The 26496-nt window shown below is 66.6% G+C and carries 23 protein-coding genes; 8 read left to right on the top strand and 15 right to left on the bottom strand.

Annotated features, from left to right (window positions below):
• Positions 1-72: 72 nt before the first annotated feature.
• Genes ASC94_RS22865 through ASC94_RS22820 form a run of 10 tightly spaced genes read right to left on the bottom strand, consistent with a single transcriptional unit; the run spans position 73 to position 13253 of the window.
• Positions 73-1968 (bottom strand): XrtA/PEP-CTERM system amidotransferase, encoded by a 1896-nt coding sequence (locus ASC94_RS22865; protein ID WP_056401072.1) that lies wholly within the window; start codon positions 1966-1968, stop codon positions 73-75.
• Between the two features lie 21 nt (positions 1969-1989).
• The gene (gene xrtA, locus ASC94_RS22860) at positions 1990-3606 is read right to left on the bottom strand and encodes an exosortase A (protein ID WP_082616765.1); all 1617 of its coding nucleotides are present in this window, start codon (positions 3604-3606) and stop codon (positions 1990-1992) included.
• Entirely contained in the window at positions 3603-4817 is a 1215-nt protein-coding gene (locus ASC94_RS22855; protein WP_056401553.1) for a TIGR03087 family PEP-CTERM/XrtA system glycosyltransferase, read from the bottom strand. Before ASC94_RS22855 ends, xrtA begins: the two co-directional genes overlap by 4 nt.
• Before the next feature lie 4 nt (positions 4818-4821).
• Positions 4822-5880: a FemAB family XrtA/PEP-CTERM system-associated protein gene (locus tag ASC94_RS22850; RefSeq protein ID WP_056401069.1), complete on the bottom strand. Its 1059-nt coding sequence runs from the start codon at positions 5878-5880 to the stop codon at positions 4822-4824.
• Entirely contained in the window at positions 5877-6740 is an 864-nt protein-coding gene (locus ASC94_RS22845; protein ID WP_056401068.1) for an XrtA system polysaccharide deacetylase, read from the bottom strand. The genes ASC94_RS22850 and ASC94_RS22845 overlap by 4 nt, the downstream gene beginning before the upstream one ends.
• Positions 6737-7876, bottom strand: coding sequence for a non-hydrolyzing UDP-N-acetylglucosamine 2-epimerase (gene wecB, locus ASC94_RS22840; RefSeq protein ID WP_056401064.1), 1140 nt, complete (start codon positions 7874-7876; stop codon positions 6737-6739). Before wecB ends, ASC94_RS22845 begins: the two co-directional genes overlap by 4 nt.
• The gene (locus ASC94_RS22835; RefSeq protein WP_082616764.1) at positions 7873-8919 is read right to left on the bottom strand and encodes an XrtA/PEP-CTERM system-associated ATPase; all 1047 of its coding nucleotides are present in this window, start codon (positions 8917-8919) and stop codon (positions 7873-7875) included. The genes wecB and ASC94_RS22835 overlap by 4 nt, the downstream gene beginning before the upstream one ends.
• Before the next feature lie 15 nt (positions 8920-8934).
• Positions 8935-10497 (bottom strand): TIGR03016 family PEP-CTERM system-associated outer membrane protein, encoded by a 1563-nt coding sequence (locus ASC94_RS22830; RefSeq protein ID WP_056401061.1) that lies wholly within the window; start codon positions 10495-10497, stop codon positions 8935-8937.
• Positions 10490-11695: an XrtA-associated tyrosine autokinase gene (locus ASC94_RS22825; RefSeq protein ID WP_373888134.1), complete on the bottom strand. Its 1206-nt coding sequence runs from the start codon at positions 11693-11695 to the stop codon at positions 10490-10492. The genes ASC94_RS22830 and ASC94_RS22825 overlap by 8 nt, the downstream gene beginning before the upstream one ends.
• A 19-nt stretch (positions 11696-11714) precedes the next feature.
• Positions 11715-13253, bottom strand: a complete 1539-nt coding sequence (locus ASC94_RS22820; protein WP_056401058.1) for an XrtA system polysaccharide chain length determinant — start codon at positions 13251-13253, stop codon at positions 11715-11717.
• Positions 13254-13543: 290 nt separating this feature from the next.
• On the opposite strand from ASC94_RS22820, the gene ASC94_RS22815 reads away from it, so the two are divergent.
• The 7 genes from ASC94_RS22815 (at position 13544) to ASC94_RS22785 (ending at position 19323) form a co-directional block, all read left to right on the top strand.
• The gene (locus tag ASC94_RS22815) at positions 13544-14341 is read left to right on the top strand and encodes a serine protease (RefSeq protein ID WP_082616762.1); all 798 of its coding nucleotides are present in this window, start codon (positions 13544-13546) and stop codon (positions 14339-14341) included.
• Positions 14342-14478: 137 nt separating this feature from the next.
• Positions 14479-15081 carry an XrtA/PEP-CTERM system exopolysaccharide export protein gene (locus ASC94_RS22810; RefSeq protein WP_373888135.1) on the top strand — a complete coding sequence of 201 codons (603 nt, stop codon included), beginning with the start codon at positions 14479-14481 and terminating at the stop codon, positions 15079-15081.
• Positions 15082-15295: 214 nt separating this feature from the next.
• The gene (locus tag ASC94_RS22805; protein ID WP_157201550.1) at positions 15296-15922 is read left to right on the top strand and encodes a hypothetical protein; all 627 of its coding nucleotides are present in this window, start codon (positions 15296-15298) and stop codon (positions 15920-15922) included.
• Between the two features lie 33 nt (positions 15923-15955).
• Positions 15956-16216 (top strand): HPr-rel-A system PqqD family peptide chaperone, encoded by a 261-nt coding sequence (locus ASC94_RS22800; RefSeq protein WP_056401045.1) that lies wholly within the window; start codon positions 15956-15958, stop codon positions 16214-16216.
• Complete coding sequence (locus ASC94_RS22795) at positions 16210-17130, top strand: HprK-related kinase A (protein WP_056401042.1); 921 nt, start codon at positions 16210-16212, stop codon at positions 17128-17130. Before ASC94_RS22800 ends, ASC94_RS22795 begins: the two co-directional genes overlap by 7 nt.
• Positions 17127-18284, top strand: a complete 1158-nt coding sequence (locus ASC94_RS22790; RefSeq protein WP_082616761.1) for a nucleotidyltransferase family protein — start codon at positions 17127-17129, stop codon at positions 18282-18284. The genes ASC94_RS22795 and ASC94_RS22790 overlap by 4 nt, the downstream gene beginning before the upstream one ends.
• A gap of 43 nt (positions 18285-18327) precedes the next feature.
• Positions 18328-19323, top strand: coding sequence for a transglycosylase SLT domain-containing protein (locus ASC94_RS22785; RefSeq protein WP_056401041.1), 996 nt, complete (start codon positions 18328-18330; stop codon positions 19321-19323).
• A gap of 78 nt (positions 19324-19401) precedes the next feature.
• Here ASC94_RS22785 and ASC94_RS33850 read toward each other — a convergent pair whose 3' ends face one another.
• Entirely contained in the window at positions 19402-20298 is an 897-nt protein-coding gene (locus ASC94_RS33850) for a PEP-CTERM sorting domain-containing protein (RefSeq protein ID WP_056401038.1), read from the bottom strand.
• Between the two features lie 435 nt (positions 20299-20733).
• Here ASC94_RS33850 and ASC94_RS22775 point away from each other — a divergent pair, with 435 nt between their 5' ends.
• The gene (locus ASC94_RS22775) at positions 20734-21567 is read left to right on the top strand and encodes a ThiF family adenylyltransferase (protein WP_056401035.1); all 834 of its coding nucleotides are present in this window, start codon (positions 20734-20736) and stop codon (positions 21565-21567) included.
• 34 nt (positions 21568-21601) lie between these two features.
• Here ASC94_RS22775 and ASC94_RS22770 read toward each other — a convergent pair whose 3' ends face one another.
• The 4 genes from ASC94_RS22770 to ASC94_RS34070 form a co-directional block, all read right to left on the bottom strand.
• On the bottom strand, positions 21602-22450 hold the full coding sequence (locus ASC94_RS22770; RefSeq protein WP_056401032.1) for a PEP-CTERM/exosortase system-associated acyltransferase: 849 nt from the start codon (positions 22448-22450) through the stop codon (positions 21602-21604).
• Positions 22451-22471: 21 nt separating this feature from the next.
• Positions 22472-23284: a PEP-CTERM/exosortase system-associated acyltransferase gene (locus ASC94_RS22765; protein WP_056401029.1), complete on the bottom strand. Its 813-nt coding sequence runs from the start codon at positions 23282-23284 to the stop codon at positions 22472-22474.
• 176 nt (positions 23285-23460) lie between these two features.
• Positions 23461-26238, bottom strand: coding sequence for an XrtA/PEP-CTERM system TPR-repeat protein PrsT (gene prsT, locus ASC94_RS22760; RefSeq protein WP_056401026.1), 2778 nt, complete (start codon positions 26236-26238; stop codon positions 23461-23463).
• A gap of 84 nt (positions 26239-26322) precedes the next feature.
• Positions 26323-26445: a hypothetical protein gene (locus ASC94_RS34070; protein ID WP_267875132.1), complete on the bottom strand. Its 123-nt coding sequence runs from the start codon at positions 26443-26445 to the stop codon at positions 26323-26325.
• Positions 26446-26496 lie beyond the last annotated feature (51 nt).

Raw genomic sequence — 26496 nt, 5'->3', positions numbered from 1 at the left:
GCCGGCGGCTCACGCGCCACCGCGGTCTTCACGTAGGGCGGGTTAGCGGCGAAGCCGCGTAACCCGCCTTTTTTACGCCGCCATTTCCTTGCGCAGGAAAGCTTCAAACATCAGCAAGGTCCAGATCGGCGCGCTGTAGTCGCGGCGGCCGGACTGGTGGTGCTCCACCAGCTCGTGCAGGAAAGCCTTGTTGAAGATCCCGGTGTCGGCCAGCATCGGCCCCAGCAGCGAGTCGCGCACGCGCTGCGCCAGCGGGCCCCTGAACCACGCCGCCAGCGGCACCGCGAACCCCATCTTCTTGCGGTACAGGATGTCGTGCGGCAGGTGCTGCTCCAGGCTCTTCTTGAACACATACTTGCCCTCCCCGCCGCGCAGCTTCATGCTCGACGGCAGGCCGGAAATCCATTCCACCAGCTTGTGGTCCAGCAGCGGCACCCGCACTTCCAGCGCATGCGCCATCGACGCGCGGTCCACCTTGGTCAGGATGTCGCCCGGCAGATACGTTTTCATGTCGATGTACTGGATCAGCGAGAGCGGATCGTCGGTCGGCGAATTGGCGGCGTGGCCGCGCATCACGTCGATGGCGCGGTAGCCCTGCAGGCCGGCGCGGAAGCTCGGGCTGAGCAGCTTGTCGCGCATGGCGTCGGACATGATGGTCACGCCGTGGAAATAGCCTTCCACCGCGTCGCGCGCCAGCGCTTCGAAGGTGGTCTTGGCGCGGAACACGCGCGGCGCCCAGTCGGCCTTGGGGTACAGGCGTCCGAGGGTGCCGAACACCGGCTTGCGCAGGCTGTCCGGGATGCGGCCGCGCACGTTCTGCTCGGCCATGGCGTAGCGGTAGCGGCGGTAGCCGGCCAGGTTCTCGTCGCCGCCGTCGCCCGACAGCGCCACCGTCACGCGCTTGCGCGCCAGCTGGCAAACGCGGTAGGTGGGGATGGCCGAACTGTCGGCGAAGGGCTCGTCGTACAGGTGGGCCAGGGTGTCGAGCAGGCCGTAGTCGTCGGTGTCCACGGTCTCGGTGTAGTGGTCGGTCTTGTACTGCGCGGCCACCATGGAGGCATATTCGGATTCGTCGTAGGCCTTGTCGTTGAAGGCGATCGAGCAGGTGTGCACGGGGCCTTCGTTGAGGCCGGCCATCATGGCCACCACCGCGCTCGAATCGACCCCGCCCGACAGGAAGGCGCCCAGCGGCACCTCGGCCACCAGGCGGATCTTCACTGCTTCGCGGATGCGGGTCAGCAGTTCTTCCTGCGCGTCCTCGTCGGACATGGCGCCGTGCAGCTTGAACGGCACGTCCCAGTACTGCCTGGGCTGGGCCATGGGCGCGCCCACCTTCTGCAGCAGGGTGAAGCCGGGCGAGAGCTTGAGCGCGCCCTTGAAAATGGTCTTCGGCTCCGGCACGTAGCCGTAGGCGAAATAGTCTTCCACCGCCTGCGGGTCGATCTCGCGGTTCAGCTGCGGCAGGGTGCGCAGCGCTTTCAGCTCGGAGCTGAAGGCGAAGAAGCCGTCCGGCAGCATGGTGTAGTACAGCGGCTTGACGCCCATGCGGTCGCGGCCCAGGAACATCACCTGCCGATTGCGGTCCCACAGGCCGAAGGCGAACATGCCGCGGAAGCGGTGTACGCATTCCTCGCCCCACTCTTCCCACGCGTGCACGATCACTTCGGTGTCGCAGCGGGTGCGGAAGGTGTGGCCCAGGCCTTTCAGTTCCTCGGTCAGCTCGCGGTAGTTGTAGATCTCGCCGTTGTAGCAGACCATCACGCTGCCGTCCTCGTTGCCGAGCGGCTGCAGGCCGGCGGCCACGTCGATCACCGACAGGCGGCGGTGGCCGAAGCCCACGCCCGGCTCGATGTACAGGTCGGCCTCGTCCGGACCGCGATGGTGCTGCGTTTCGTTCATGCGCGCCAGCAGCGCGCGGTCGATTTCGCGCGTGCCGCGCGTATCAAAGATTCCGACTATTCCACACATGATGTTCCCGCGCTTTCCTTGTTATTTGCGTTTGTTCGCGTCCAGGGTGGCATCCACCCGCGCCAGGTTCGCCGCCAGGAATTCGCGCATGGCGGCGCGCGCCGGCTCCGGCTTGTCCTCGAACGGCGAGAAGACCATGACGGCGGCGCCGTCGTCGCTGCCGGTGAGTACTTTCTGCTTCACCTGCAGCACCTTGCCGAGGTAATCGTTGGCGGTGTAGCGGCCGTCCACCCAGTACCAGTTCCACACCAGCAGGCGCCCGCCGGCGCCGGCCAGCGTGCTTTCGCGCACGGTGATCGTGCGGCCGCCCACGTTCTCGTCGCGCAGCCCGGAGGCCACGCTGTGCCAGTTCGCGTCCTTTTCGCCCGCCATGCGGTTCACCGAGCTGATCAGCTTGGTGTTGTGGTCCTGCTTGCGGTAGTAGCGCAGGTGCAGGCCGACCGGATGGCCGGGGTGGCGGCCGTCGGCCTGGGCGAAATACTGCTGCAGTTCGGCGCTGGCGGCCGGGTAGCTCGGCGACCAGCGCGCGAACGGTGCGGCCTGCGGCCAGGCGCCCTGGAAGCTGGCCAGTTCGGCGGGCGCGGCGGCGCCTTCGCGCTGCGCCAGCCAGGCGGCGTAGGCCGGCCATACGCCGACGCAGGCGGCAATCGCCAGCACGGCGGCGGCGAAGCGGCTGGACGGGGCGCTGCCGGCCGACGCCGCAGCGACAGCTGCCGCGCGCGCCGGGGCGCTCTGCTCGTCCGCAGGCGCGTCCTCGCGCCACAGGCTGCCCAGCCAGAACAGCAGGAACATCACCAGGCCGAAGAACAGCCAGCCGTAGATCAGGTGGTCGACGCCGACCGCCACCGTCATGCCGCTCAGGTGGCCCAGCATCACGATCATGTAGGCGCGCAGGCCGTTGGCCAGGATGGGCACCAGCACCGAGGCCAGGATGAACAGCGCGCGGCGCCAGGTGCTGCGGAAGGTCAGGTAGGCGTACAGGCAGCCCAGCGTGACGGAAGCGATCAGGTAGCGCACGCCGCTGCAGGCTTCCACCACCGACCAGTTGCCGCTGGGGATGGAGAAATTGGTGCCGTCGCGCAGTACCGGGATGCCGGTGGCGCGCAGCGCCCACACGGTGAAGTCGGCGGTGACGCCGATCAGCGGATTGATGAACACGTCGCCGAAGGGCACCGCGAACAGCAGGAAGGCCAGCGGGAACGCCAGCGCCCAGGCGATGCGCTTGCCCAGCAGCGCCAGCACCACCAGCGGCAGCATGGCGACGAAGGCGTAGTGGCGCACGATCTGCACGTCGCCGAATTCGGCCAGCAGCCAGGCGGCGCCGCAGGCTGCCAGCGCCAGCAGCGCGGGCCAATAGGGCGCGGCCGGCAGCTGGGCGATGGCGTCGCGGCGCTGCCACACCAGCCACAGGCTGATCGGCAGGATCACGTAGCCGTGGGTGAAGGTGCCGGAGCTGTCCCAGATCTCGACGATGGAGCGCGCGGTGGCGAAGTAGGCCACGAAGGGCAGCAGCAGCGCCACCACGGTCAGCAGCAGCAAGGCCTTGCGCGCGCCCGGCGCGGGCGCCGCGGTGCCGGCTGCGGTGCCGGCAGCGGCAGCGGCTTCGTCGGCGGCCGATGGCAGGATACTGGACGTCATGCTTCTTTCCTCTCGGGGCGGCCGCTCTCCAGCAGGGCGCGGACCTGGGCCAGATGGCTGTTCCAGCCATACAGAAGTTCCACCGTGGCGCGCGCGGCGCGGCCGATGGCGGCATCGGGCCGGTCCAGCGCGCCGTTTACGGCGGCGATGAAGGCCGGCGCATCGGCCGCCAGCAGCAGCTCGCGGCCCGGTTCGGCCTGGATGCCCTCCAGCGCCTGCGGCGACACCACCACCGTGCGCGCCATCGCCATCGCTTCCAATACCTTGTTCTGGATGCCGCGCGCGATGCGCAGCGGCGCCACGCACAGCGCGGCGTGCGCCACATAGGGCCGCACGTCCGGCACCGTGCCGGTGACCACCACGCCGGGCAGCGCTGCCAGTTCCTGCACCTCGGACGCGGGCCGCGCGCCGACGATGTAGAACACGGCGCGCGGATGGCGCGCACGCACGGCCGGCAGGACTTCCTGCGCGAACCAGGTGACGGCGTCCACGTTCGGCCAGTAGTCCATGGCGCCGGTAAACACCAGCGCCTGCTCGCCGGCCGCGTAGGGATGATCGTAGGCGGCGCCGGGCGCGAAGTACACCGTGTCGACGCCGTTGCTGAAGTGGCCAGTGCGCGCCGCGCTCTCGGGCGCCAGCTTGCGGAACAGGTTGGCCTCCGGTTCGGACACGAACAGCGCCGCATCGCACTCGCGCGCCACGCGGCGCTCGTAGGCCAGCAGCTGGCGCGCCTCGTGCGCGTACAGCATGCTCACGGGCCAGGACTTTTTCTCGGCGTACTGGCGCCACTTGTCGGAATCGACGTCGACGAAATCGACCACGCGGGTGGCGTCCGGATAAGCCTCGGCGTATTGCGCCATGGCCGAGGAGAACACCACGATGCGGCTGATGCCTTCGCGCTGCACGGTGTCGTCCACCCAGCGCCGCAGGCCGGCGTCGCGGTAGTAGTCCAGCGACAGTGAACGGTTGCCCAGCAGCGCGCCCAGACTGCGCACGCGTGCCTTCTTCGGATGCAGCGGCGCGAAGTGCGCGCTGGCGGTCAGCGCTTCCAGGCGCGGCACGTGCTGCCAGTCGTCCTCGTCGTCGACGAAGGTGGCCAGGTGCACGCGGTAGTGCTCCGCCAGGTGCTTGAGCAAATGGTAGGAGCGGATCTTGTCGCCTTTGTTGGGCGGGTACGGTATCCGGTGCACCAGCAGGAGCAGGTTGTCCATGGCGCTATCCCAGGCTGCGGACGATATGCGGTCCAAGCAGATTGGCCAGCGGCAGCGGCAGCTTCTTCCACAGCTTGATGAACAGCTGGTACTTCGGGTTCAGCGGATTGTTGTCCGGCAGTTCGCTGGCCGCGTGCATCTGGTATTCATAGGCCAGCGGCGTGGCGCTGAAGCCCCAGTTCTTCTTGAAGTCGTAGGCGCCGGTACCGAGCTTGCTGCGGCCGAAGTCGAACACGCGCACGCCGCGCTCCACCGACGCCTCCATCAGGTTCCAGTACATGAAGTCGTTGCCGGCCACTTCGCGCGCGATGGGCATGCTGCCGCCGTAGTAAGGCAGCACCTCGTCGCGCCAGAAGAAGCTCATCACGCCGGCCACCGGCTCGCCGTCCTTGACGATGATGCGGATTTCGCACTGCTCGCCGAACAGCTCCTTGATCAGCGCGAAGTACTTCTTCGGGAACACCGGCGTGCCCAGGCGCAGCACGCTGGTGGCGTAGATGTGGAAGAAGCGGTCCACGGTCTGGTCGATTTCCGCCGTGAGCCCGCACTTGATGCCCTTGCGTACCATCGCGCGCTGCTTGCGCGGGATGGCATTCATGTTTTCCTCGTGGTCGGCGCTGATGGCCTTGCGGAAGGTAACGTACAAGTCCTTCACGTGCCAGCCCGGCTTGCCGGTCGGTTCGATGTTGCGGTATTCCAGGTGGCCCGCGCCCAGTTCATCGGCCAGCTTGCCGGCCGCCGCGTCCAGCATGGCGCGCGCGTGGTCGTTCAGCGCCACCACGCCGCCGTGCACGCAGAACGGCAGGGAGCTGAGCGAGTGGCCGAACAGGCGGCTCTTGATCTGGCACAGGCCCAGGATGCCCTGGATCTCGCCGTCCTGCTCCACGTAGTAGAACCAGGTCTTGTGGCCGTAGCAGCGCTGGATCAGGGTCTGCCAGGCGCTCAGGTGGAAGAAGGTGGCGTGCGGCGTGGCGCGCACGAAGGCGTCCCAGCGGCCGTAGTCGGCCGGGGTGAGCAGCTTGAGGGTGGCCACGGCGGGCGCCGCGTCGATCACGGAGCTCATGCCTTGCCCAGGAAAATGCGGTCCATGCGGTCCCACGCGAAATCGCGCGTGAGGGCCTGGATGCGGCCGTCCATCCTGGCCAGGTTGACGTAGTGGCGGAAGCGCGTCTTCAGGTTGATGCCGTCGGGCCGCGGCTGGCCGGGGTCGATCTCCCAGGGGTGGAAGTAGAAGATGGCGGGCTGGCCGTCGTCCTGGTTCACCTTGCGCATCATCCAGCGCGACAGCGAATACGGCAGCAGGCGGAAGTAGCCGCCGCCGCCGGCCGGCAGGTTGCGCGCGCCCATGCGCACGGTGGTGATGGGCACTTCCAGCAGGCCGCCGGCATTGTCCGGGTGCCAGGCGAAGCGCGGCGCGTCCGGCATGCCGTAGTGGTCGTGCTGCACCGGGTAGATGCTGGAACTGTAGCGGTAGCCGGCCTCGCTCAGGGCGTCCAGCGCCCACAGGTTGGCGTGGCCGATGGAGAAGCTGGGCGCGCGGTAGCCCAGCACGGCCTGGCCGCCCAGGTCTTCCAGGATGGCCTTGCTGCTGCTGATATCCTGCATGAAGGCGGCGCGGTCCTGGTCGGAGGCGCGCAGGTGGCCGTAGCCGTGGCTGGCCAGCTCGTGGCCGCCGGCCACGATGCGCTTGACCATGGCCGGGTAGCGCTCGGCGATCCAGCCCAGCGTGAAGAAGGTGGCGTGCACATTGCCCGCTTCCAGGATGGCCAGGATGCGGTCGATATTGGCTTCCACGCGGCATTCGCGGTCCGGCCAGCTGTCGCGCGCGATGTAGGGCGCAAAGGCGGAGACCTGGAAGTAGTCTTCCACGTCGATGGTCATGGCGTTGCGGATGGGGGCGCGGGTCGGGATTGGGGCTGTCATGATGTTTTGCATCCGTTCTGCATCCACGCTTGCAGCGCGGCGGCGATACGCACGGCGGCCTGGCCGTCCCAGAAGCGCGGCACGCGGCCGGCCTTGCCGCCGCCTGCCATCACTTCCTCGTAGATGGCGAGGATCTTGCCGGGGTCCTGCCCGGCGATGGTGTTGGTGCCCTGGTCCACCGTGATCGGACGCTCGGTGTTGTTGCGCAGGGTAATACAGGGCACGCCCAGCGCAGTGGTCTCTTCCTGGATGCCGCCCGAATCGGTCAGCACCACGCGCGCCTGCTTCATCAGGCCCAGCATCTCCAGGTAGCCCATGGGCGGCAGCAGCAGCACCTTGTCCGTTTCCACCAGGTGGTTCAGGCCGGCCTTCTCTATCATGCCGCGCGTGCGCGGATGCAGCGGGAAGATCACCGGCGTGCGCTGCGCAATCGTGGCCGCCGTCTCCAGCAGGGTGCGCAGCACGGCCGGATCGTCCACATTGGAGGGACGGTGCAGGGTCAGCACGGCGTAGCCTTCGGCGCCGTCGGCCAGGCCGGGCCGGCCGGCGTCGGCCACGATGGCGGCCGCGGGAACGGCGCGCGGCAGGTTGCGCACCAGGGTATCGATCATCACGTTGCCGACGAACTGGATGCGGTGCGCCGCCACGCCTTCGCGCAGCAGGTTTTCCTCGCCGCTTTCCTCGGTGGTAAACAGCAGGTCCGAGATCTGGTCGGTCAGCACGCGATTGATTTCTTCCGGCATGGCGCGGTCGAAGCTGCGCAGGCCAGCTTCCACGTGGATCACCGGCACGCCCTTCTTGGCCGCCACCAGCGCGCAGGCGATGGTGGAATTGACGTCGCCCACCACCAGCACGGCGGTCGGCTGCACTTCGTCCAGCGCGGGCTCGAATTTCTTCATCACCTCGGCGGTCTGCTGCGCGTGGCTGCCGGAACCGACTTCCAGGTTGATTTCCGGCGACGGGATGCCGAGCGCCTCGAAGTACTGGTGGTTCATGGCCACGTCGTAGTGCTGGCCGGTGTGCACCAGCTTCACCTCGACCTGCGGGCGCAGCGCCGACAGCGCCGCCATGATGGGCGCCATCTTCATGAAATTGGGGCGCGCTCCCACCACGCAGAGGATGCGGAAGGCGCTCATTCGTTGTTGTCCTGCGCGGCCGCATTGCCGGCCGGCGTGTTGGGGCTGCCCAGGTTGCCCAGGCTGCCTTGCGAGGCCGGCGCGGCGACGATTTTCTTGAGGATGTTGAGCACCGATCCCATCGAGCGCTCCAGGCGCATCATGCGTTCGTCCATGCCGTCCGGGTAGGCCGCGTTGACCACGGCCATGTCGGCCTCGTCCACCTGCACCTTGGCCGGTTCCGGCGGCGCCTGGAACTCGCTGGCGATGTCCTTGATCACTTCTTCCACGTGGGCGCCGCTGAATTCGTGCAGCTCTTCCAGGAAGCCCATCAGCAGCAGGCGGTCGCACAGCGCGTTGGTCATGCGCGGGATGCCGCCGCTGAAGGCGTAGATGGCCGCATGCGCCTCCGGCGTGAAGGCCGGGTCGTTGTTCCAGCCCACGGTGTGCAGGCGGTGCTCGATGTAGGCCTGGGTTTCCTGCGCGTCCATCGGGCCCAGGTGGTAGGTGGCGATCACGCGCTGGCGCAGCTGCTGCATGTCCGGGCTGTGCAGGGTGGCGCGGAATTCGGGCTGGCCCAGCAGGAAGGTCTGCAGCAGCGACTTGTCGTCGGTCTGGAAGTTCGACAGCATGCGCAGCTCTTCCACCGTGCGCGGCGTGAGGTTCTGCGCCTCGTCCACCACCAGCAGCGCGCGGCGGCCCTGCTGGTCGCAGGCGCGCAGGAAAGCTTCCAGGCGCGTCAGCAGGGTGCTCTTGCTGGCGTCCTCGCTGGGCAGGCCGAAGGCCGACAGCACCATGCGCAGCGTGTCTTCCGAATTGAGCGCGGTGTTGACGATGTGGGCCGCCACGATCTGCTGCGAGGACAGCGTGTTGAGCATGTTGCGCACCAGCGTGGTCTTGCCCGCCCCCACTTCGCCGGTGATGACAATAAAGCCCTCGCCCTGCGACAGGCCATACTCCAGGTAAGCCATGGCCCGCTTGTGGCCCTTGCTGCCGAAGAAGAAATGCGGGTCCGGGCGCAGCCGGAACGGTTTGGCGCTAAGGCCGTAGTAGCTTTCGTACATCCTTGCCAGACTCCACTAGAACTGCTTGCTCACGGACGCCGACACGGCGTTCTCGGTGTAGTCGCGCCCGGCGACTGCGGTCACGCCCTTGACCCGGCGCAGCTCAACACTGCCGTTCACCTGGCGGGCGAACTGGCGCGTCATGCTCAGCCGGACCGAGCGGTTGTTATCGGTACGGTCCTGCGACAGCGACTCGGACCGGTTCACGCTGCCCGTCAGGTTGACGCTGGTGCGCGGCGACAGCCGCCAGTTCAGCGTGGCGGTGGCGCTGCTCTGGCGCGTGTTGTCGTTCAGCGTATTGCTGCTGCCGCCCAGCAGGCCGGCGTCCACGTCGGTCAGCGACAGGCCGTTGCGGCGTGAATTCACCAGCGCCAGCACCAGGGTGCCGCGCGCGCTGTTGAACGCAGCGCTCGCCTGCAGCTGCTTCTGCAGCATGTAGCGGTTGCTCAGGTAGTTGATGCTGTTGGCCAGCGAGGGCGGCAGGCCGGCGGCAATGATGTAGGCTTCCACCGCCTGGCGGCGCGCCGCCGCGTCCGGGATCTGCGCCTGGAACAGCTGGTCCAGCAGCGCGAAGGTGTTCACCGCCGACGGTAGCTGGAACTGCGAGCGGGTGGTGGTGACGGCGTCGCTGTAGTTCAGGGTCCAGATGCTGGTGCGGGTGCGGTGCATGGCGGCCAGGAAATAGCTGTCGCCGAAGTAGCGCTTGCCCACGTTGAGCTGCAGGCTGGTGCGCCCGCTGGGGCGCCAGCTGCCGCCCACCGACCAGTTCTTGCCCTTGGTCACGCCGCTCAGCGACTGGTAGTCGTATTTGTCGTAGCCGGCCGTCACCGTCAGCGTCAGCTGCGGCGAATACAGGTAATTCAGCGTGCCCATCAGGTTCTGGCTGCTTGAGCTTTGCGCGATCGAGTCGTCCAGGTTCTGGCGCGCGTAATACAGGTTCCAGCCGATCAGGCGGTAAGCGTTGCCGCTGGCCAGGTTCAGCGTCATCAGGTCGCTGGTGCTGGTGCCGAAGTCGCTGCGGTCGGAGCTGACCTTGTCGTGCGCATAGCGCAGTTCGGCGTTGGCCTGCGCGCCGAAGCGGTGCAGCAGATAGGGGCTCACGCGCCAGGTCTTGATCTCGCTGCTCACGCCGGGCGCGTAGGGATTGGCCGGGGCGCCGGCCACTGTCGGGCCGAAGGCGGACACGCCCTGCTCGCTGATGGTGGCATTGCTGTCGAGGAACAGCGTGTCGGTGATCAGCTTGGCCTTCAGGTCGGCCTGCAGGGTTTGCTGGCCGCTGTTGGCTGCCTGGCCGTTCGGGCCGCGCAGGCTCTCGTCGGCGTACTTGTAGAGATGCTTGTTGTAGCTGGCGCGGAAATCGATGCGCGGGCCCTGGTTCAGCAGCACGAAGCCCGGCGTCAGTTCAGTGATGAACTGGCTCTGCTCCTTGCCGTCCTCGGCCAGCATGACGTTATCGGTCCAGGTTTCGCGCAGGCTGAGGTTGGGGGTGAATCTCCAATCGGCACGGCTGGGCTGCGCCAACGACAGCGCTGCCAGGCCAACCGCCACCGCCAAGCCCTTGCGGCGCGGTTTACCCATAGTGATAGTCATACGTTTCGGTGCCGGGGAATTCGCGGGTCTTGTTGTAGATCAGGTTGACGTTGCTCAAGCCTTCCAGCTGGCTCAGCGCTTCCTTGACCGCGTGCTGCGTGGTGCGCTCGGCTTCCACCACCACCACGATCTGGCCCATGTGGCCGGCCAGCACGTGCGCTTCGCTGGTGAGCAGCAGCGGCGGCGAATCGAAGATGACGATACGGTCCGGGTAGCGGTTGGCGATTTCGTAGACCAGCGAGGTCATGGTCTGGCTGGCCAGCAGCTCGGTGGCGCGCGGGTTGCTGGTGCCGGCCGGCAGCAGGGTCAGCGTGTCGACGTTGGTGCGCAGCATGACGTCGGCCATGTCGACCTTGTCGTCCAGCAGCAAGTCCATCAGACCGCGCTGGACCGGCAGGCCGAGCGTGCGCAGCACGGACGGGCGCGCCACGTCGGCGTCCACCAGCAGCACGGTGTGGTCCAGCTCCATGGCAATGCTCATGGCCAGGTTGATCGAGCAGAAAGTCTTGCCCTCGCCCGGCAAGGAGCTGGTGATCATGATCAGGTTGCCCGGCTTTTCGCCGGCCGGACGCGGACCGAAGGCGCGCTTGATCAGCGGGCGCTTGATGACGCGGAAATCCTCGACCAGGGTGGTGCGGCCGCCGGCGGCCGTGACCAAGCCGATGTCCTGCATGTGCTTCAGGTCCAGTTCCACGCGGCGCGGGCCGCGGCGCGGCGCGCCATCGGCCACGGCGGGCGCAGCAGAGGCAGCAGGCCCGGCGGATGCGGCGGCGGATTCCCCAGCCGCTGCAGCGGCGGGTGCAGCAGCAACGGCAGGCGCAGTGGCGCCGGGCGTGGCGGCCATGGCGGCCATGGCGGCGGCAAGGTCGGCCAGTTCGGCTTCCACCGGAGCCGGCGCAGCAGGGGCGGCGCCGGGGACTGCAGGGGCGGCAGAATACGCGCCGGCGTGCGGCGCGGCGGCCATGGCGGCCGCCACGGCTTCCGCGTGCGCGGCGGCGGCGTCGATCGCGGGGGCGCTGGCAGGCGCCGCAGTGGCGGCGGCAGCGTGGGCGGCGGCGACGGCTTCCACCACCAGCGGCACGGCTTCAGCCGCTGCGGCCGGGACGGTGGCCGGCGCGGCGCTCTCGGCGGCGGGCGCGTCCTTCGGGTGCTCTATGCGGCTGGCCGCGCGTTCAATAATGCTCATCGGATTCCCCGTGGATCTATCAGATAGGTTTCAGCAGCAAGGCCGCCATGACGCCGCCGTAGGCGGTAAACAGCACTGCCACCGCAGCGCTGAAGGCATACAGGCGGCGCCGGCGGCGCACCTTTTGCTGGTCGGTCCAGTTCATGCTGATGGTGCCCAGGATGGGAATGCCGGTGGCGCTGCGCAGCGCCGCCTGGCTGACGAAGGTCGGGCGGATCTGGCTCATCAGCAATGCCACGCCCAGGCCCAGCAGCAGCGCCGCGCCGAACACCATGGACATCAGGCGCGGGCGGTTGGGGCCGATCGGCGCGGTCGAGGCGGTGGGCGGATCGATCACGCGGAAGCTCAGCATGTCGGTGGCCGAGGTCAGGTCGCCGGACAGGCGGGCCGCTTCGCGGCGCTCCACCAGCTTGGCGTAGTTTTCCTTGTTGATCTGGTAGTCGCGGTTCAGCTGCGCCAGCTGGGCTTCCACTTCCGGCGCGGCCGTGCTCTGGCTGCGCAGGCGGGCCAGGCGCATATTGTATTCATCCACGCGCGCCTTGAGCGAGGCCACGCGCGCCTCTTCCACCGACAGCGCCACGTTCATCTGCTGCATCATGGGGCTGTAGTTGACGCCGGGGTCGGCGCTGCGCACGCGCTTCTTGGCTTCTTCCTTCTTGCGCTGCTGCAACTGCGCCAGCAGGCGCTTGTTGGAGATGATGTCCGGATGCTCTTCCGTGTACTGCAGGCGCAGCGCGTCCAGGTTCTTTTCAGTGGCCTGGATGCGGCCGTCGAGTTCGGGATTGATGCCCTCGTCCGGCGCCTGCTGGGCCTGCGTCAGCGGGGCCGGCTCTTCGCCGCCCATCTGGCGCTTGATGGCGTTGCGGGCCTGTTCGGCCTCGGCCAGTTCCAGGCGCGCCGCGTTGAGCTTGTCGCTCATGTCGGCCAGGGTGCTGCTGTAGTCCGCGCCCTGGCGCGGCAGCAGGCCCATGTTCTGGATCTTGAAGTCCTTCAGCGCATTCTCGCCGGCGGCCAGCTTGTCCTCGTAGCTCTTGATCTGGTCCTCGATGAACTGCACCGCCTTGTCCGACTCCAGCTTCTTGCCGCCGAAGCTGCCTTCCACGAACAGGGTCAGCAGCGCCTGCACGATCTGCTTGCCCAGCTTGGGATCGGGATTGTTGTAGGAGATGGTGTAGATGTCGTCGCGCTCGGTGCCGCTGACCTTGATCTGCGAGGTCAGCTCATCCACCAGCTTCTCGTGCTCCTGCACGGTCTTGGTTTTGATGTCCAGGTCCACGCTGCGCATGACTTTTTCAACGTTGGGACGGCTGATCAGCGTGCGGCGCATGAACTGCACTTGCTGCTCCACATTGGGCACGCTGGTCATGCCCGACAGCAAGGGCCGCAAGATACTTTGCGTGTCCACGTACACGCGCGCCGATGCCTGGTAATCGTCGGGCAGCCGGTACACCACGGCCCAGCCGACGATAGCCACCACCCAGGAGATTGCCACGGCGTACCACCGGTACTTGCCGATGGCTTTTAGAAAGGTTAAGAGCAGTGCCTGTAATTCCGCCATAATCGTCTATCTCGTCTGTGAGGTGGTGCGCGCACCGGACTTGCTTAAAATGCATCAAATCGCAACTATGATACATGAGTTTGCAGGCCATGTTACTACTAAATAGCGCCCCATCCGCCCCCTGGTGTGGCAGCAGACAGACAGCTTTGTGTATTTAACCCGATGAAATAAGTATTTCCAAAGAGGCAAGCATAATTGTGACACAAGCTGGCCGATATTTGTTGTGCGAAAGACAGCTAGTTGCCGCAAAAATCTGCTATCTTTGTTGCGCCGCGACTACATCGACCACTATGCGTTTCCGCCCGTCACTACAATTACTTTGCAGCATCATCAGCGGCGTGCTGTTCACGCTGCTGGGCACGCTTTCGGCAGGCGCCGCAGCCGCCGACCTGAGCGGCGTGATCGCAGCCGTCAAGCCTTCGGTGGTCGGCGTGGGCAGCTACCAGCGCCTGCGCAGTCCGGCCGCAGTCTTCAACGGCACCGGCGTGGTGCTGGGCGACGGCCTGAGCGTGATCACCAATGCCCACGTGGTGCCCGAACTCACTGACAGCGAGCAGAAGGAAACCCTCGGCGTGCTGGTCGCCGGCGAAGGCACGGCCTTCAGTTTCCGGCCGGCCACCGTGGTGGCGGTCGACAAGGAACACGACCTGGCCCACTTGCGGCTGAGCGGCGCGCCGCTGCCGGCGCTCAAGCTGGGCGACTCGGCCGGCCTGCGCGAAGGGCGCGAACTGGCATTCACCGGCTTCCCGCTGGGCATGGTGCTCGGCCTGCATCCGGTGACCCACCGCGCCATGCTGTCGGCCATTACCCCCATCATCCTGCCCTCGGCCAATTCGCGCCAGCTTGACGCGCGCGCCGTTGCTGCGCTGCAACGCGCGCCGTTCAACATCTTGCAACTGGACGGCACCGCCTATCCCGGCAACAGCGGGAGCCCGCTGTACGACCCGGCCGACGGCAGCGTGGTCGGCATCATCAACATGGTATTCATCAAGGGCTTGAAGGAAACCGCGATCACCAGCCCCAGCGGCATCACCTACGCCATCCCGTCGCGCTACGTGCAGGAACTGTTGCAGAGAAAAGTGCCCTGAGAAAAATATTGCCCCCGCTGCGGCTACTGCCGCAGGGGCTGGTATAGAATAGGCATGCAAAAATGCTACATAAAATGCCATGCATCTTGCCTAAAAGAATTTTTACCAAATAAGAGGAAATGCACGTGAACACTCCCATGATGAAATGGCTGGCCTGCGGCGCCCTGGCGCTGTCCGCCCTGGCCCTCGGCGGCTGCGCCACCAAGCAGGTACTGCCGCAGGAAGCGCCGCCCGCCACCGACTACCTGATCGGCCCCGGCGACAACCTGAGCATCGTCGTGTGGCGTAATCCGGAAGTGTCGCAGGGCGTGCCGGTGCGGCCCGACGGCAAGATCACCACCCCGCTGGTGGAAGACCTGCAGGCCAGCGGCAAGACCTCGACCGAACTGGCGCGCGACATAGAAAAAGCGCTGTCCAAATTCATCCAGCAGCCGGTGGTGACGGTCATCGTGACCGGCTTCGTGGGCGTGTACAGCGAGCAGATCAAGGTGATCGGCCAGGCCGCCCGCCCGCAGGCCCTGCCTTACCGCCGCGACATGTCGCTGCTCGATGTGCTGATCGCCGTGGGCGGCGTCACCGATTTCGCGGCCGGGAACCGCGCCATCATCCTGCGCACTGTGGACGGCAAGCAACAGAAGTTGAACGTGCGACTCAACGACTTGCTCAAGGACGGCGACATCTCGGCCAATCTGCCGATGCGCCCGGGCGACGTGCTGGTGGTGCCGGAAAGCTACTTCTGATCACCTTCTCGGCGTTGTCGTGAGACAATGTCGAGAATTCTTACAGTTTTTGGGCTAGACTGATTGCAGGGCCGCGAGGCTGGCGAAAATATGCGCTAAGCCTTTGATTATTATCAATGCCGAGTTCCCCTCCGGACGCGGGAACACTTATTGCTTAGTTTCTACCCAACACCAGATAATGGCCGCAGGCCAACCGCTCACCGAGGATACAGACGTGGCTAACCAAGACCAGCACGACGGGGACCAGCATACCCCTCAGCTGCCACCCGCAGCCCCCAGCATGGCCGACCAGGCCGGCAGCGCCACACCGGCATTCGCCGGCGCCGCGCGCCGCCGCTTTGCCACCCGGGGCGCGGCGGCAGTTGGCGCCATCCTGACCGTAAAAAGCCAGCCCGGCATGGCGTGCGAGATCTGCACCTCGCCGTCGGGCAATGCGTCGGGCAACCTGAGCAGGCCCGGCTCGCAGCAGGTGGTATGCCAGGGCCTGTCGCCCGGCTACTGGAAAAACCACACCAGCTCCTGGCACAGCAGCTGCGCGCCGAGCGTGCGGTTCCAGAAACGCTTCAACTGTTCGTCCAGCAGCGGCTTCTACAACAAGACCATGCTGACCATGCTGACGCACCAGGATTGCGACGCGGACAACGTGGCCATGCACATCATTGCCGCCTACCAGAACGCGCTCAAGGGCTACACCTCCTTCCTCAAGCCGGACCGCGTACAAGCCATCTGGAACGAGTACTGGCGCACCGGCGGCGCGGGCCGCGGCTACTACACTCCGATCGCCGGCAAAAAATGGTATGGCCCGGAAATTGTCCAATACCTGCGCGGCACCATGAGCTGACGCGGGCGGTATGCAGACTGGATCCGTCTTAGCATGTGGCGCCTGATGCCGGGCCAGCGGCTGCGCAGCCGTAGCTGGGACGGCGAACAGTTCGTACTGTACAACAACCTCTCCGGCGATACCCATTTGCTGGACGCCGCCTCGGTGGAAGTGCTGGACCTGCTGCAGCGCGGCGCCGCCGATGCCGCCGCACTGGCAGCTGCCCTGCAGCTCGACGATGGCGCGCTGCCGCAGCTGGAGGCCTTGCTGGCCGACCTGCACTCCCTCGACCTGGTGGAACCGGCCGCATGCTGACCCTGTCTTCGCTGGCGCCGGCCGAACTGGCGCGGCGCCTGGCGCACGGCGGCATCATGCTGCAGACCGGCGCCTACACCACCCACCTCGAAAGCAGCGTGCCCAGCGTGGCGCACGGCCTGGGCCTGCTGTACGGCAGCTACCCGCTGCACGGCGCGGATGCCTTTGCCGACTTCCATCTGCAAGTGGTGCGCCCGGCCGCGCTGCGCCGCTGGATGCGGCCCCAAGTCCTGCTGATGTACAACGGCGAGTCGCTGTTCAAGCCGCTCCCGCTGGCGCAAGCCTTCCCCATGTTCGAGTGGGGCTTGAACTGGTGCGTGTCGAGCCGCGTGCACGACTGCCTGATCATCCACGCCGCCGTGCTGGAGCGCAACGGGCGCGCGCTGATCCTGCCGGCCCCGCCCGGCTCCGGCAAGAGCACCCTGTGCGCGGCGCTGGCGCACCGCGGCTGGCGCCTGCTGTCCGACGAACTGGCCATGATACAGCTGGCCGACCGCCGCCTGCAGCCGCTGCCGCGCCCCATCAGCCTGAAAAATGCGTCCATTCCGCTGATGCAAACCTATCTGGCACCCCAGCATCCGGTATTCAGTCCGTCCGTGGCCGACACCGTCAAAGGCACGGTGGCGCACCTGCAGGCGCCGGCCGGCAGCGTGGCGCGCGCCGCCGAAACGGCTGCGCCCGGCTGGATCGTGTTCCCGCGCTACCAAGCCGGGGCCGCCACCACGCTCACGGCCCTGCCCAAGGCCGGCACCGTGCTGCGCATGGCGGAGAACGCCTTCAACTACAGCCTGCTGGCCGAGCGCGGTTTCGAGGCCATGGCCGACGTGGTGGGCGCCTCGCACTGCTACAACTTTGAGTACAGCCAGCTGGACGAGGCGGTGGAGCTGTTCGCCCGCCTGGCGGAGCAGCCATGAGCGGCGCCGCAGCGCCAGCCGAAGCGGCGGCGCCGGTGGCGGCGGCCGCGCGCCTGCCGTTGCCGGTGCCGCTTGCCGTGCTGGCCTTCCGCCAGCCTGATCTGCTGGCCCGGTGTGACCAGGCCGAGTGGAGCGTGCTGCTGCGCCAGTGCGCCAGCGCCAACCTGCTGGCGCGCCTGTACTACCTGCTGCGCGAACGCGGCGAGCTGGACCGCGTCCCGGCGCCGGCGCGGCGCCATCTGGAATGGTCGCGCACGGTGGCCGAGCGGCACAGCCAGGCCGTGCACTGGGAAGTGACGCAGATCCGCCACGCGCTGGCCGGCCTGGATACGCCGCTGATCCTGCTCAAGGGCGCGGCCTACGCGGCGGCGGGTTTGCCGCCGGCCAGGGGCCGGCTGTTCTCGGACATCGACATCCTGCTGCCCAAGGACAAGCTGGACGACGCCGAGTCGGCCCTGATGCTGCACGGCTGGGCCAGCACCCACCTGGACGCCTACGACCAGCGCTATTACCGCGAGTGGATGCACGAGCTGCCGCCGATGGAGCACGTCAAGCGCGGCAGCGCCATCGACGTGCACCACGCGATCCTGCCGCAGACGGCACCGGTCCATCCCGACCCGGCGCAGCTGCGCGCAGCCGCGCAAGCCGTCCCCGGCCAGCCCGGCCTGCAGATCCTGGCGCCGCCCGACCTGGTACTGCACAGCGCCACCCACCTGTTCTTCGACGGCGAACTGGAACACGGCCTGCGCGACCTGGTCGACCTGGACGGCCTGTTGCGTCACTATGGCGGCGCGCCCGGCTTCTGGCCCGCGCTACAGGCGCGCGCGGCGCAACTGCAGCTGCAGCGTCCGCTGTTCTACGCGCTGCGCTACAGCGCGCTGCTGCTGCATACGCCCTTGCCGCCGGAGGCGCAGGCGGCCGCCGCGCCAGGCCGTCCCGGCGCCCTGCTGCTGCGCCTGATGGATGCGCTGTATGGCCGCGCGCTGCTGCCGGCCCACGCCAGCTGCAGCGACGCCTGGACGCCCACCGCGCGCTTCCTGCTCTACATCCGCGCCAACTGGCTGCGCATGCCGCCGCTGCTGCTGGCGCGCCATCTGTTCCACAAGGCTTTTCTGTCGCCCAAGGATAAAGAAGATCAGGCCGAGCAGCCCTGACTGCTCTACAATTAAGCAATCGGCGGCCGTCACAGGAGGCAGCATGCACCGGTATTCCAGCAGCGCACACATTGCGCATATTCCGCATATTCCGCATATTCCGCACATTCCGCACATTCCGCGTAGCCGGCAGGCGCGGCGCGCCGGCCTCGGCGCGCTGCCGGCCGCCGTCATGTCCTGCCTGCTGGCGTTGTCCCTGCCGGCCGCCGCCGAGTCCGGCGCGGCAAGCGCGGCAGATGCAGCTGCGGCAACCGGCGCCGGGGTGGCCGAACTGCTGGCCAGCGCTGCGCGGCTGGAACATGGCGAAGGGGTACAGCGCGATCTGCCGCAGGCGCTGGCCTTGTATTGCCGCGCAGCCCGCCAGGGCAGCGCGCCGGCCCAGTATGCGCTCGGCTGGATGCTGGCCAACGGCCGCGGCGCCGCGCGCGACGATGGCGCGGCCTCCCAGCTGTTTGCCATGGCCGCCGCGCAGGGCCACCCGCAAGCCCAGGCCATGCTGCAGCTGACCAACGCCGCGCCCAGCACGCCGCTGCCGGCCTGCATGCTGCCGGACACGCCGTTCGCCCTCATGCCGCCGGAACAGCGCGTGATCTACAACCAGGCTGCCAGCAAGCAGATCGGCGCACTGGTGGAGATGCTGGCGCCTCAGTTCGACATCGATCCCCGGCTGGCGATGGCCATCATCGCGATCGAGTCCGGCTTCAACACGCGCGCGGTGTCGCCCAGGAATGCCCAGGGCCTGATGCAGCTGATCCCCGAAACGGCGGAGCGCTTCCGCGTCAAGGACGCGTTCGACGCCGAGCAGAATATCCGCGGCGGCCTGGCCTACCTGCGCTGGCTGCTGGGCTACTTCCGCGGCGACGTGCAGCTGGTGGCTGCCGCCTATAACGCCGGCGAGAAAGCCGTCGACCAGTACAAAGGGGTGCCGCCGTACGCGGAAACGCAGGAATACGTGAAGCGCCTTGGGCGGCTGTACAAGCACGCGCTGCACCCCTACCCTGCCGGCGCGGCCGCCAGCGGCGCCCTGCGCAAACCCTGAACGGCGCGCCGGCCGGAACGCCGGGCAAAAAAAAACCCGCCCGGTTGCCCGGGCGGGTCATTCACTACTGCGTGCGGATTACTGCTGTTTGCGGCGGCGCAGTGCTGCCAGGCCAGCCAGGCCCAGGCCGAAGATGGCCAGCGAACCAGGTTCCGGCAGGGCGTTGGCCAGCACCTGGCCGGAGGCGATAACGGTCCAGTCAGCCACTTGCGGCGTGCTCAGGAACGCGTCGAAGGTCGAGCTCAGCTTCAGGTCGTGCTTGTCGCCGTTCAGGTCGACCATGGCGTTGGTGTTCAGCAGCGAGTACATCGCGCCGCCCACCACGTCCAGGTAACCTGCGCTGCCGCCGTCGATGCCGGCTTCGTTGAAGGTGTTCTTGTAGGTGGCGGCACTGCCGGCGACTGCGCCGGTGGTGAATACCGCGTCCAGTTCCAGCGCGCCGCCGGTGATGCCGTTGTAGGCGAATTCGCCGGTACGGCCCGCGGTGCCCAGGGTCGGGTCGTAGTTGCTGTTATTCGAGAACATCTTCAGCCAGCCGCCCACACCCAGCACTTGCTGGATGATGCCCAGGTCCGGATTGATGACCGTCAGGTCGGAACGGGTGACGTTGTAGTCCTGGATGCCGCCGAAGACACCGGTCAGGTATTTGCCGCCCTGGCCCGAGGTGTAGATGTTGGCGCCGTTCGACACGCGGGTGATGGTGGCGATCGAGAAAATACCCCAGGTATCCGCGCCGTACGCGTTCACTGCCGGCGAACCGCCGGAGCTGGCGCGGGTGTCGCAAGTGGCCACGCTGTTGCACAGCAAGCCGAACTGCGCAGGATTGGCCGCTTCGTAGCCGATGGTGCCGTTGTCGTAGGCGTTGAAGGTGAACTTGATGTCGCCGGCAACCAGTTCAACTGCCTGGGCGGGAGCGGCCATGCCGAACGCCAGAGCCACGCCAGCTGCCAGTGCGGATAATTTTTTGAGATTCATTCTGTTCTCCATTGATAGGGAAGGGCGCTGTCGGTAGCGTCACACGGGGTATAAAGCAATCAGCGTGCCAGCCATGCCGGAAATGGGCCAGCGCCTAGGGAACAGAGGCGCGGCGCGTACTTTGCCCACGCGAACAATTGTCAATTTGACTCGACGCTGTAAAGAAATCCGACACGCCGGCTCCGCAATATTTCCTGTTGGACATTTCGGCCTCCGCCACGGCGGCAATGCCCGGCTTATTGAGGAAATTCGGGGTTGGCGGCGCGCCAAGTTGTGAAATCGCGGCGCGCGCGGGGACGCCGATGTAAAAAAAACCGACAGACCGGGCGCTGTGCAGACCAGTGCGCTTGCGCTACTATGGCATTGTCAATCTGTAACGGGCGAGCCGCCGCGCTTGGGCCTGCTTTTTCACTACACCACCTGAGGTTTTCCGCCATGGCTAATGAATTCGACTATGACCGCTTCGTCACCCGCAACGAGGGCTATATAGACAAGGCCACCCAGGCCAAAATCAGCGAAACGCGCCTGCTGTTCGCCGGCTGCGGCCTGGGCAGCCCGGTGGCCATCTGCGCAGCGCGCAGCGGCTTCCAGCATTTCGTGCTGATCGACGGCGACACCATCGATTCCCACAACCTGAACCGCCAGTTCTACGACCAGGACGACGTCGGCCAGCCCAAGGTGGAAGCGCTGAAAAAGCACATCCTGCGCATCAACCCGCAAGCCCGGGTGGACATCCACTGCAAGATGCTGGACAAGGACAACGCGGCCGAGCTGGTGGGCCAGGCCGACATCGTGTTCGACACCATCGACTTCGTCGACCTGGAGGCCGTGCTGGCGCTGCACATGGCGGCGACCATGCAAGGCAAGCCTATCTTTACTGCCATCAACGTGGGCTTCGGCGCGGCGGTACTGTATTTCCCGGCCGGCGCGGCAGAATCGCTGCCGGCCATCCTGCAGCGCGACGTGGAGGCGGCCGCCGCAGAGGGCAACCTGAACTACACGGCCGTGTTCGGCCGCGTGATGGCGCGCATCGGCGCCCACCTGGACGAGCAGGTGGTGCGCGAAGTGGCGCGCGCGCTGACCATCATGGACGACGGCCGCCCCTGCCCGGCCTCGCAGATTGCAGTCGGCACCTTCTCGGTGGCGGCGCTGGCCGTGACCATGATGCACGACATGCTGGCCGGACTGCCGGTGGAAAGCGCGCCCAACATCGTGGTGCACAGCTTCCGCAACCACGTGACAAAGAAGATCAGGATCAGCGCCGAATAAGGCCAGGCGCAGCCCGCCGGCAGCGCCTGCCCGCTCAGAAGCGCGGGCGCACGGTGCGCGGATGCTTGCGCGCCGGGTTGCGTTGCCACGCCAGGCGCGGCAGCAGCGCCTGCGGCCGCTCGCGCATCCAGGCCGACAGCTTGGGATTGTCGGCTGCCAGCTTGGCTTCCATCATGTGCAGGTCCAGCACGTAGGGCACTACCGCGCCGTAGTAGTCGGCCGGCGGGCCGATGGGCTGGAAGCCAAAGCCCATGCGCTGCAGCGACTGCGCCAGCGCGCGCTCCATGGCGGCGTACCAGTAGCGGATGCCGACGTTGCGGCTGTGGCGGTACATTTCGCGATACATGCCGAACAACAGCATGGGGGAATCACGGCGGCGCTCGCCGTGCCGGCGCTCGGCTGCCGGCACCAGGGGCGGCAGGCCGGGCACGCCGTCCAGGCTGTCGGCCCGGCGGCGGCGGTGCTCCTTGCGCACCACCAGGCGCGAAATTTCGCAAGCCAGGTGGCGCGGCGGCGGCACGAAGTGGTCAAACACGGAGCAATGCCGTTCGAAAGGATAGGGCTGGGCGGCGTCCGGCTGCACCAGGCGCACCGTGCCGATCAGCTTTTCATCCATGGAATAGGCGGCGATGTGCACCGCATTGGTCTCGTACTCGTCGAGTTCCATGCCGCCGGCCTGCTCGGCCTGCGGCAAAAACGCGCATTCGATGCAATAGACGTCGTAGCGCAGCTTGAAGATGTCGTGCGGCACCTTGCCGTGCTGGTCGCCGCGAAAGGACCGGAAGATGTTGCGGTTGGCGTGGTCAACCGTTTCAAAATGGGCCTGGTATTCCTGACGGGAAAGGACGCTGCGGTAGCGGGGTGTTGCAAATACATGCGCCATACAGCGAATTCTCCTACGGGTTCATTTCTTCCTGGCGCGCCCGATCATGTATGTGCCTATCATGGTTTTCACCACCGTCCAGAACGGGATAGGTTCATCATTGAACCATGCAGCCAGAAACCGGTTTTCCTGCTTCAATCGTTCATTCAGCTCATCCAGGTTCACCATATGGGGCGTTACCGGCCCGTAATAGTCGACCTGCGGCCCGATGGGGACGAAGCGGAACCCCATCTTGTCCAGCGAGCGCGCCAGTGAGCGCTCCATGGCGGCATACCAATAGCGAATGCCGTTCTTGCGGCTGTACCGGTACATCTCGCGGTACAGCCCCAGCAGCAGTAGCGGACTGTTGGTGCGCTGCTCCTTGCCGCTGGGCGGCTTGATCGCGGCCGGTCCGCCCTTTTGCTCGATAAACTCTTTCGACACGCCTTCCAGCGTGTCGCCGCGGCGCCGGCGGTGGGTCTTCCTGACCACCAGGCGCGACACCTCGCCAGCCAGCTCGCGCGGCGGCATGGTGAAATCCTCGAACACGGTGCAGTGCGACTCGAAGGGATAGATCTGCCCCTCCTTGGGCTGCACCAGCCGCACCGTGCCCACTATGGCCTGGTCCAGCGTGTAGGCGGCGAAATGGATGGAGCAATCGTCGTACTCGTCCGTTTCCTTGCCTTCATCAAACTCGGCCGCGTCCAGGTAGTGGCATTCCAGGCAGTACACTTCGTAGCGCAAACGATAAATCTCAGCCAGCACGGCTGACTCCGTCACGCCCTTCATCACGCTGGCGAAGTCAAAATAGGGGATCAGAATGTCGCGCTTGCCGAATAATCGCTCGAGCAGCATAGTGCGTTCCTTGTCTGCACATCAGTAGTCGGGCGCCGAGCACTGGCTCACGACTTGCAAGCCAAAGCTCAGGCGCAAAGATAACCTATTTCCGGCTAGCACGCACACGCAAATTCAACCGTGCGCGAGCGCACCAAGCCGCTGTCCATGCGGCTTGGCGGCCGGTCAGGTGGGCCTCAGAGCTGCTTCAGCAGGGCACGGGCTTCGTCCGCCTGGGGGAAAGCATTACCGCCCGCCAACAGCTGTTCCAGTTCCTTGCGCGCCCCGGCCTTGTCGCCGGATTTGTTCAGCGCGGCGGCGTAGTGGTAGCGGATCTCGCCGTTGCCGGCGGCACCCGCCACGGCCTTTTGCAGCAGCGGCAAGCCGCGCTGCACGTCGCCCTGCTCCACCAGTATCCAGCCCAGCGTATCGAGGATGGCCGGGTGGCCCGGCACCAGCTTGTCGGCCTGCTCCGCCGTGGCGAGCGCGCGCTTGTCCTTGAGCTGGGCATAGGCCTGGGCCAGGTTGTTGAGCGCCACCGCGTTTTTCGGGTTGCCCTTCAGGATAGCCTCGAATTGCTCGACTGCAAGCGGGTACTGCTTGGCCATCAGGCTGGTTTCCGCCTCGTACATGGCCATGGCCGGCTCGTTCGGGTTCTCCTTGCGCCAGCGCGCGATCACCTGGTCGGCTTCCTTAGCCTTGCCGTTGTGGCGGTAGGCGTCGGCCAGCTTGATGGCGAAGCCGGGCGCCTTGCCCAGCGCCAGCGCCTTCTCGTACAGCGGCAGCGCCAGCGCCGACTTGCCCTGCGAGCTCAGGATGTCGCCTTCCAGCGCAAAGCCGGCCGGCAATTTCTCATGCTGTTTCTGCACCAGGCGCGCAATCGCCAGCGCGGCGTCGAATTTCTTCTGGCGCACCAGCATGCCGGCCTGCATGGTGTTGGCCTGGATCAGCTCGGGCTGCAGCGCCAGCGCCTTCTTCAGGTCGTCCGCGGCGGCGGCCTCGTTCTTGAGCTGCAGGTGCACCTCGGCCAGGCGCAGATGCACCTGAGGCGACTTCGGCAGCAGGCCGGCCAGCTTACTGTACGATTCCAGCGCGCCGTTGATATCCTTGGTGGCCAGCTGGCTTTGCGCCACCAGTTCCACCAGGTCGCTATTGGACGGATAGGCCGGCTGCAGCTTGCGCGCCAGGTTCAGCGCCTGCTGCGCCTTGCCGGTGCGCAGGTACTGCACCGCCAAGCGGATGGCCGGCTGCAAGGCGTCCGGGTTCTCGGCGCTGGCTTTTTCCAGCCAGCTGGTCACTTCATCCTGCTGGCCCTGCACGGCGGCCAGGCCGGCCAGCGCGGTCAGCGCGTCCAGGTTCTTCTTGTCCTTTTCCACCAGCGCCAGCAGGCGCTGCTTGGCCGCTTCCGGCTTTTTCTCGTACATGTCCAGCTGCACCAGCGCAGCCACGGCCGGGAAGAAGCCGGCCTGCAGCGTCAGCGCTTTCTCGAAGGCGGCGCGGGCGCCGGCGGCGTCGGACTTGCCCAGCAGGGCCACGCCGGTCAGCTGCGCCACTTCCGGGTTGGCCGGCTGGGTCTTGGCCAGCTGCGCGGCCGCGGCCAGTGCCTTGTCGAAATTGCGCAGGCCGATTTCAGCGCGGATCAGGGCGATGCCGGACGGCAGCGATTTGCTGTCAAGCGCGGTGGCCGCTTCCAGGTCGCTGATGCCTTGCGACTTGTCGCCCTTGCCCAGCTTGCTCAAGCCCAGCGAGGTGCGCAGCGCCGCCGCTTTCGGCTCCAGCGCGGTGGCCTTCTCGAAGTATTCGGTGGCCTTGTTGAAGTCGCGCGCCTGCATATACGATTCGCCGGCCAGCGCCAGCAGCTGCACGTCGGGCGCCTCGGCGCCCTTGAGCGCGGGCGCCAGCACCGCCAGCGCGTCCGGCGTCTGGCCGCCGCGCAGCAGGGTGGTGGCCAGCATCTTGCGTGCGTACAGGTTCTCCGGGTTCTTCTCCAGGTATTTGCGCAGATGCTGTTCGGCCTGCTGCATGGAACCCAGGTTCAGGTTGACCGCGCCGGCCAGCAGGATGCTGGGCATGTGTTCGGGCGCCACGCGCAGCACTTTCTGCAGCGATTCCAGCGCCGCTGCGTTCTTGCCCTGCGTGAAGTCCAGCAAGGCCTGGGTGTAGGTCACCATCATGCTGTTGGGGGTGGTCTTCTTGGCTGCCACCAGGTCGGCCTGCGCCAGCTCGTACTTGCCGGCGGCAATCTCCAGGTAGGCCTTCTCGATGTGCGCCGAGCGGTGCGCCGGGTGGGCCACCAGCACTTGCGAGTACGCTTCCAGCGCCTGCTCGGGCTTGTTCTGCGCGCGCAGCAGGTCGGCCTTGAACAGCAGCGCGTCGGCATCCTTGGGTGCGGCGGCGAGCGCCTTGTCGGCGAACGCGGTGGCCGCTGCCGGGTCGCGCTGCAGGAACGCTACGCGGCCCAGGCCCACCAGGGCGGGCGCGAAGTTGGGCTGGCTTTGCGCCACCGATTCGTACACCGCCTTGGCCTCGTCGCGCTTGCCCAGCGCCAGCATGGCATCGGCGCGCACGCACAGCAGCTCGGCGCCGCCCTGCTTGGCGGCGGCCTCGGTTTCATCCAGCGCGGCCTGGAACTTGCCCTGCGTCAGCAGCACGCGCGCCAGCACCGGCATGGTCTGCGCTTCCGGATACTTGAGGCTGATGGCCTTGCGGATTTCCTTGTCGGCCGCCAGCGCATCGCCGCCTTCCAGCGACAGCTTGGCCAGCAGGTAGCGCGCCTCGCCGTCTTCCGGACTGGCCGCCAGCGCGTTCTTCAACTGGATCATGGCGGCACTGGTGTCGCCCTTCTGCTGGAACTGCTTGGCCTGGGCCACCAGGGTGGCCGCCGATTCTTCTTTCTTGCAGCCGCTCAGCACAGACAATAACAAGGCGCTTGCCAGCGCCGCGCCCACCAGGCGATTCCGTTTAATGCCAGCCATGGAAAAAACTTTCTAATGAGGTAAATGAGGCCGGGGACCGGCCAACTTTGTTTCCGATAATATACTAATTGGACGCCGCAACCGCTAGCGTTTGAGCAAAATTCCCACTGCCAGCGGCAGCGCGTACAGGAAGGATTTGGGGTCCACCCGCCACTGCCCGCGCAGCACCGGTGAGGCACCGTCCACCACGATGATGTCGAGCGCCACGCCGCCGTCCTGCTGCAGCGCCGAGGCGATAGGGAATGACGACTGCGACGG

Origin of the sequence: Massilia sp. Root418, from assembly GCF_001425265.1 — a bacterium.
Taxonomy (GTDB): Bacteria; Pseudomonadota; Gammaproteobacteria; order Burkholderiales; family Burkholderiaceae_D; genus Rugamonas.
Note: the sequence above shows the minus strand (reverse complement) of the source record. Positions and strands in the feature narration are given on the sequence as shown.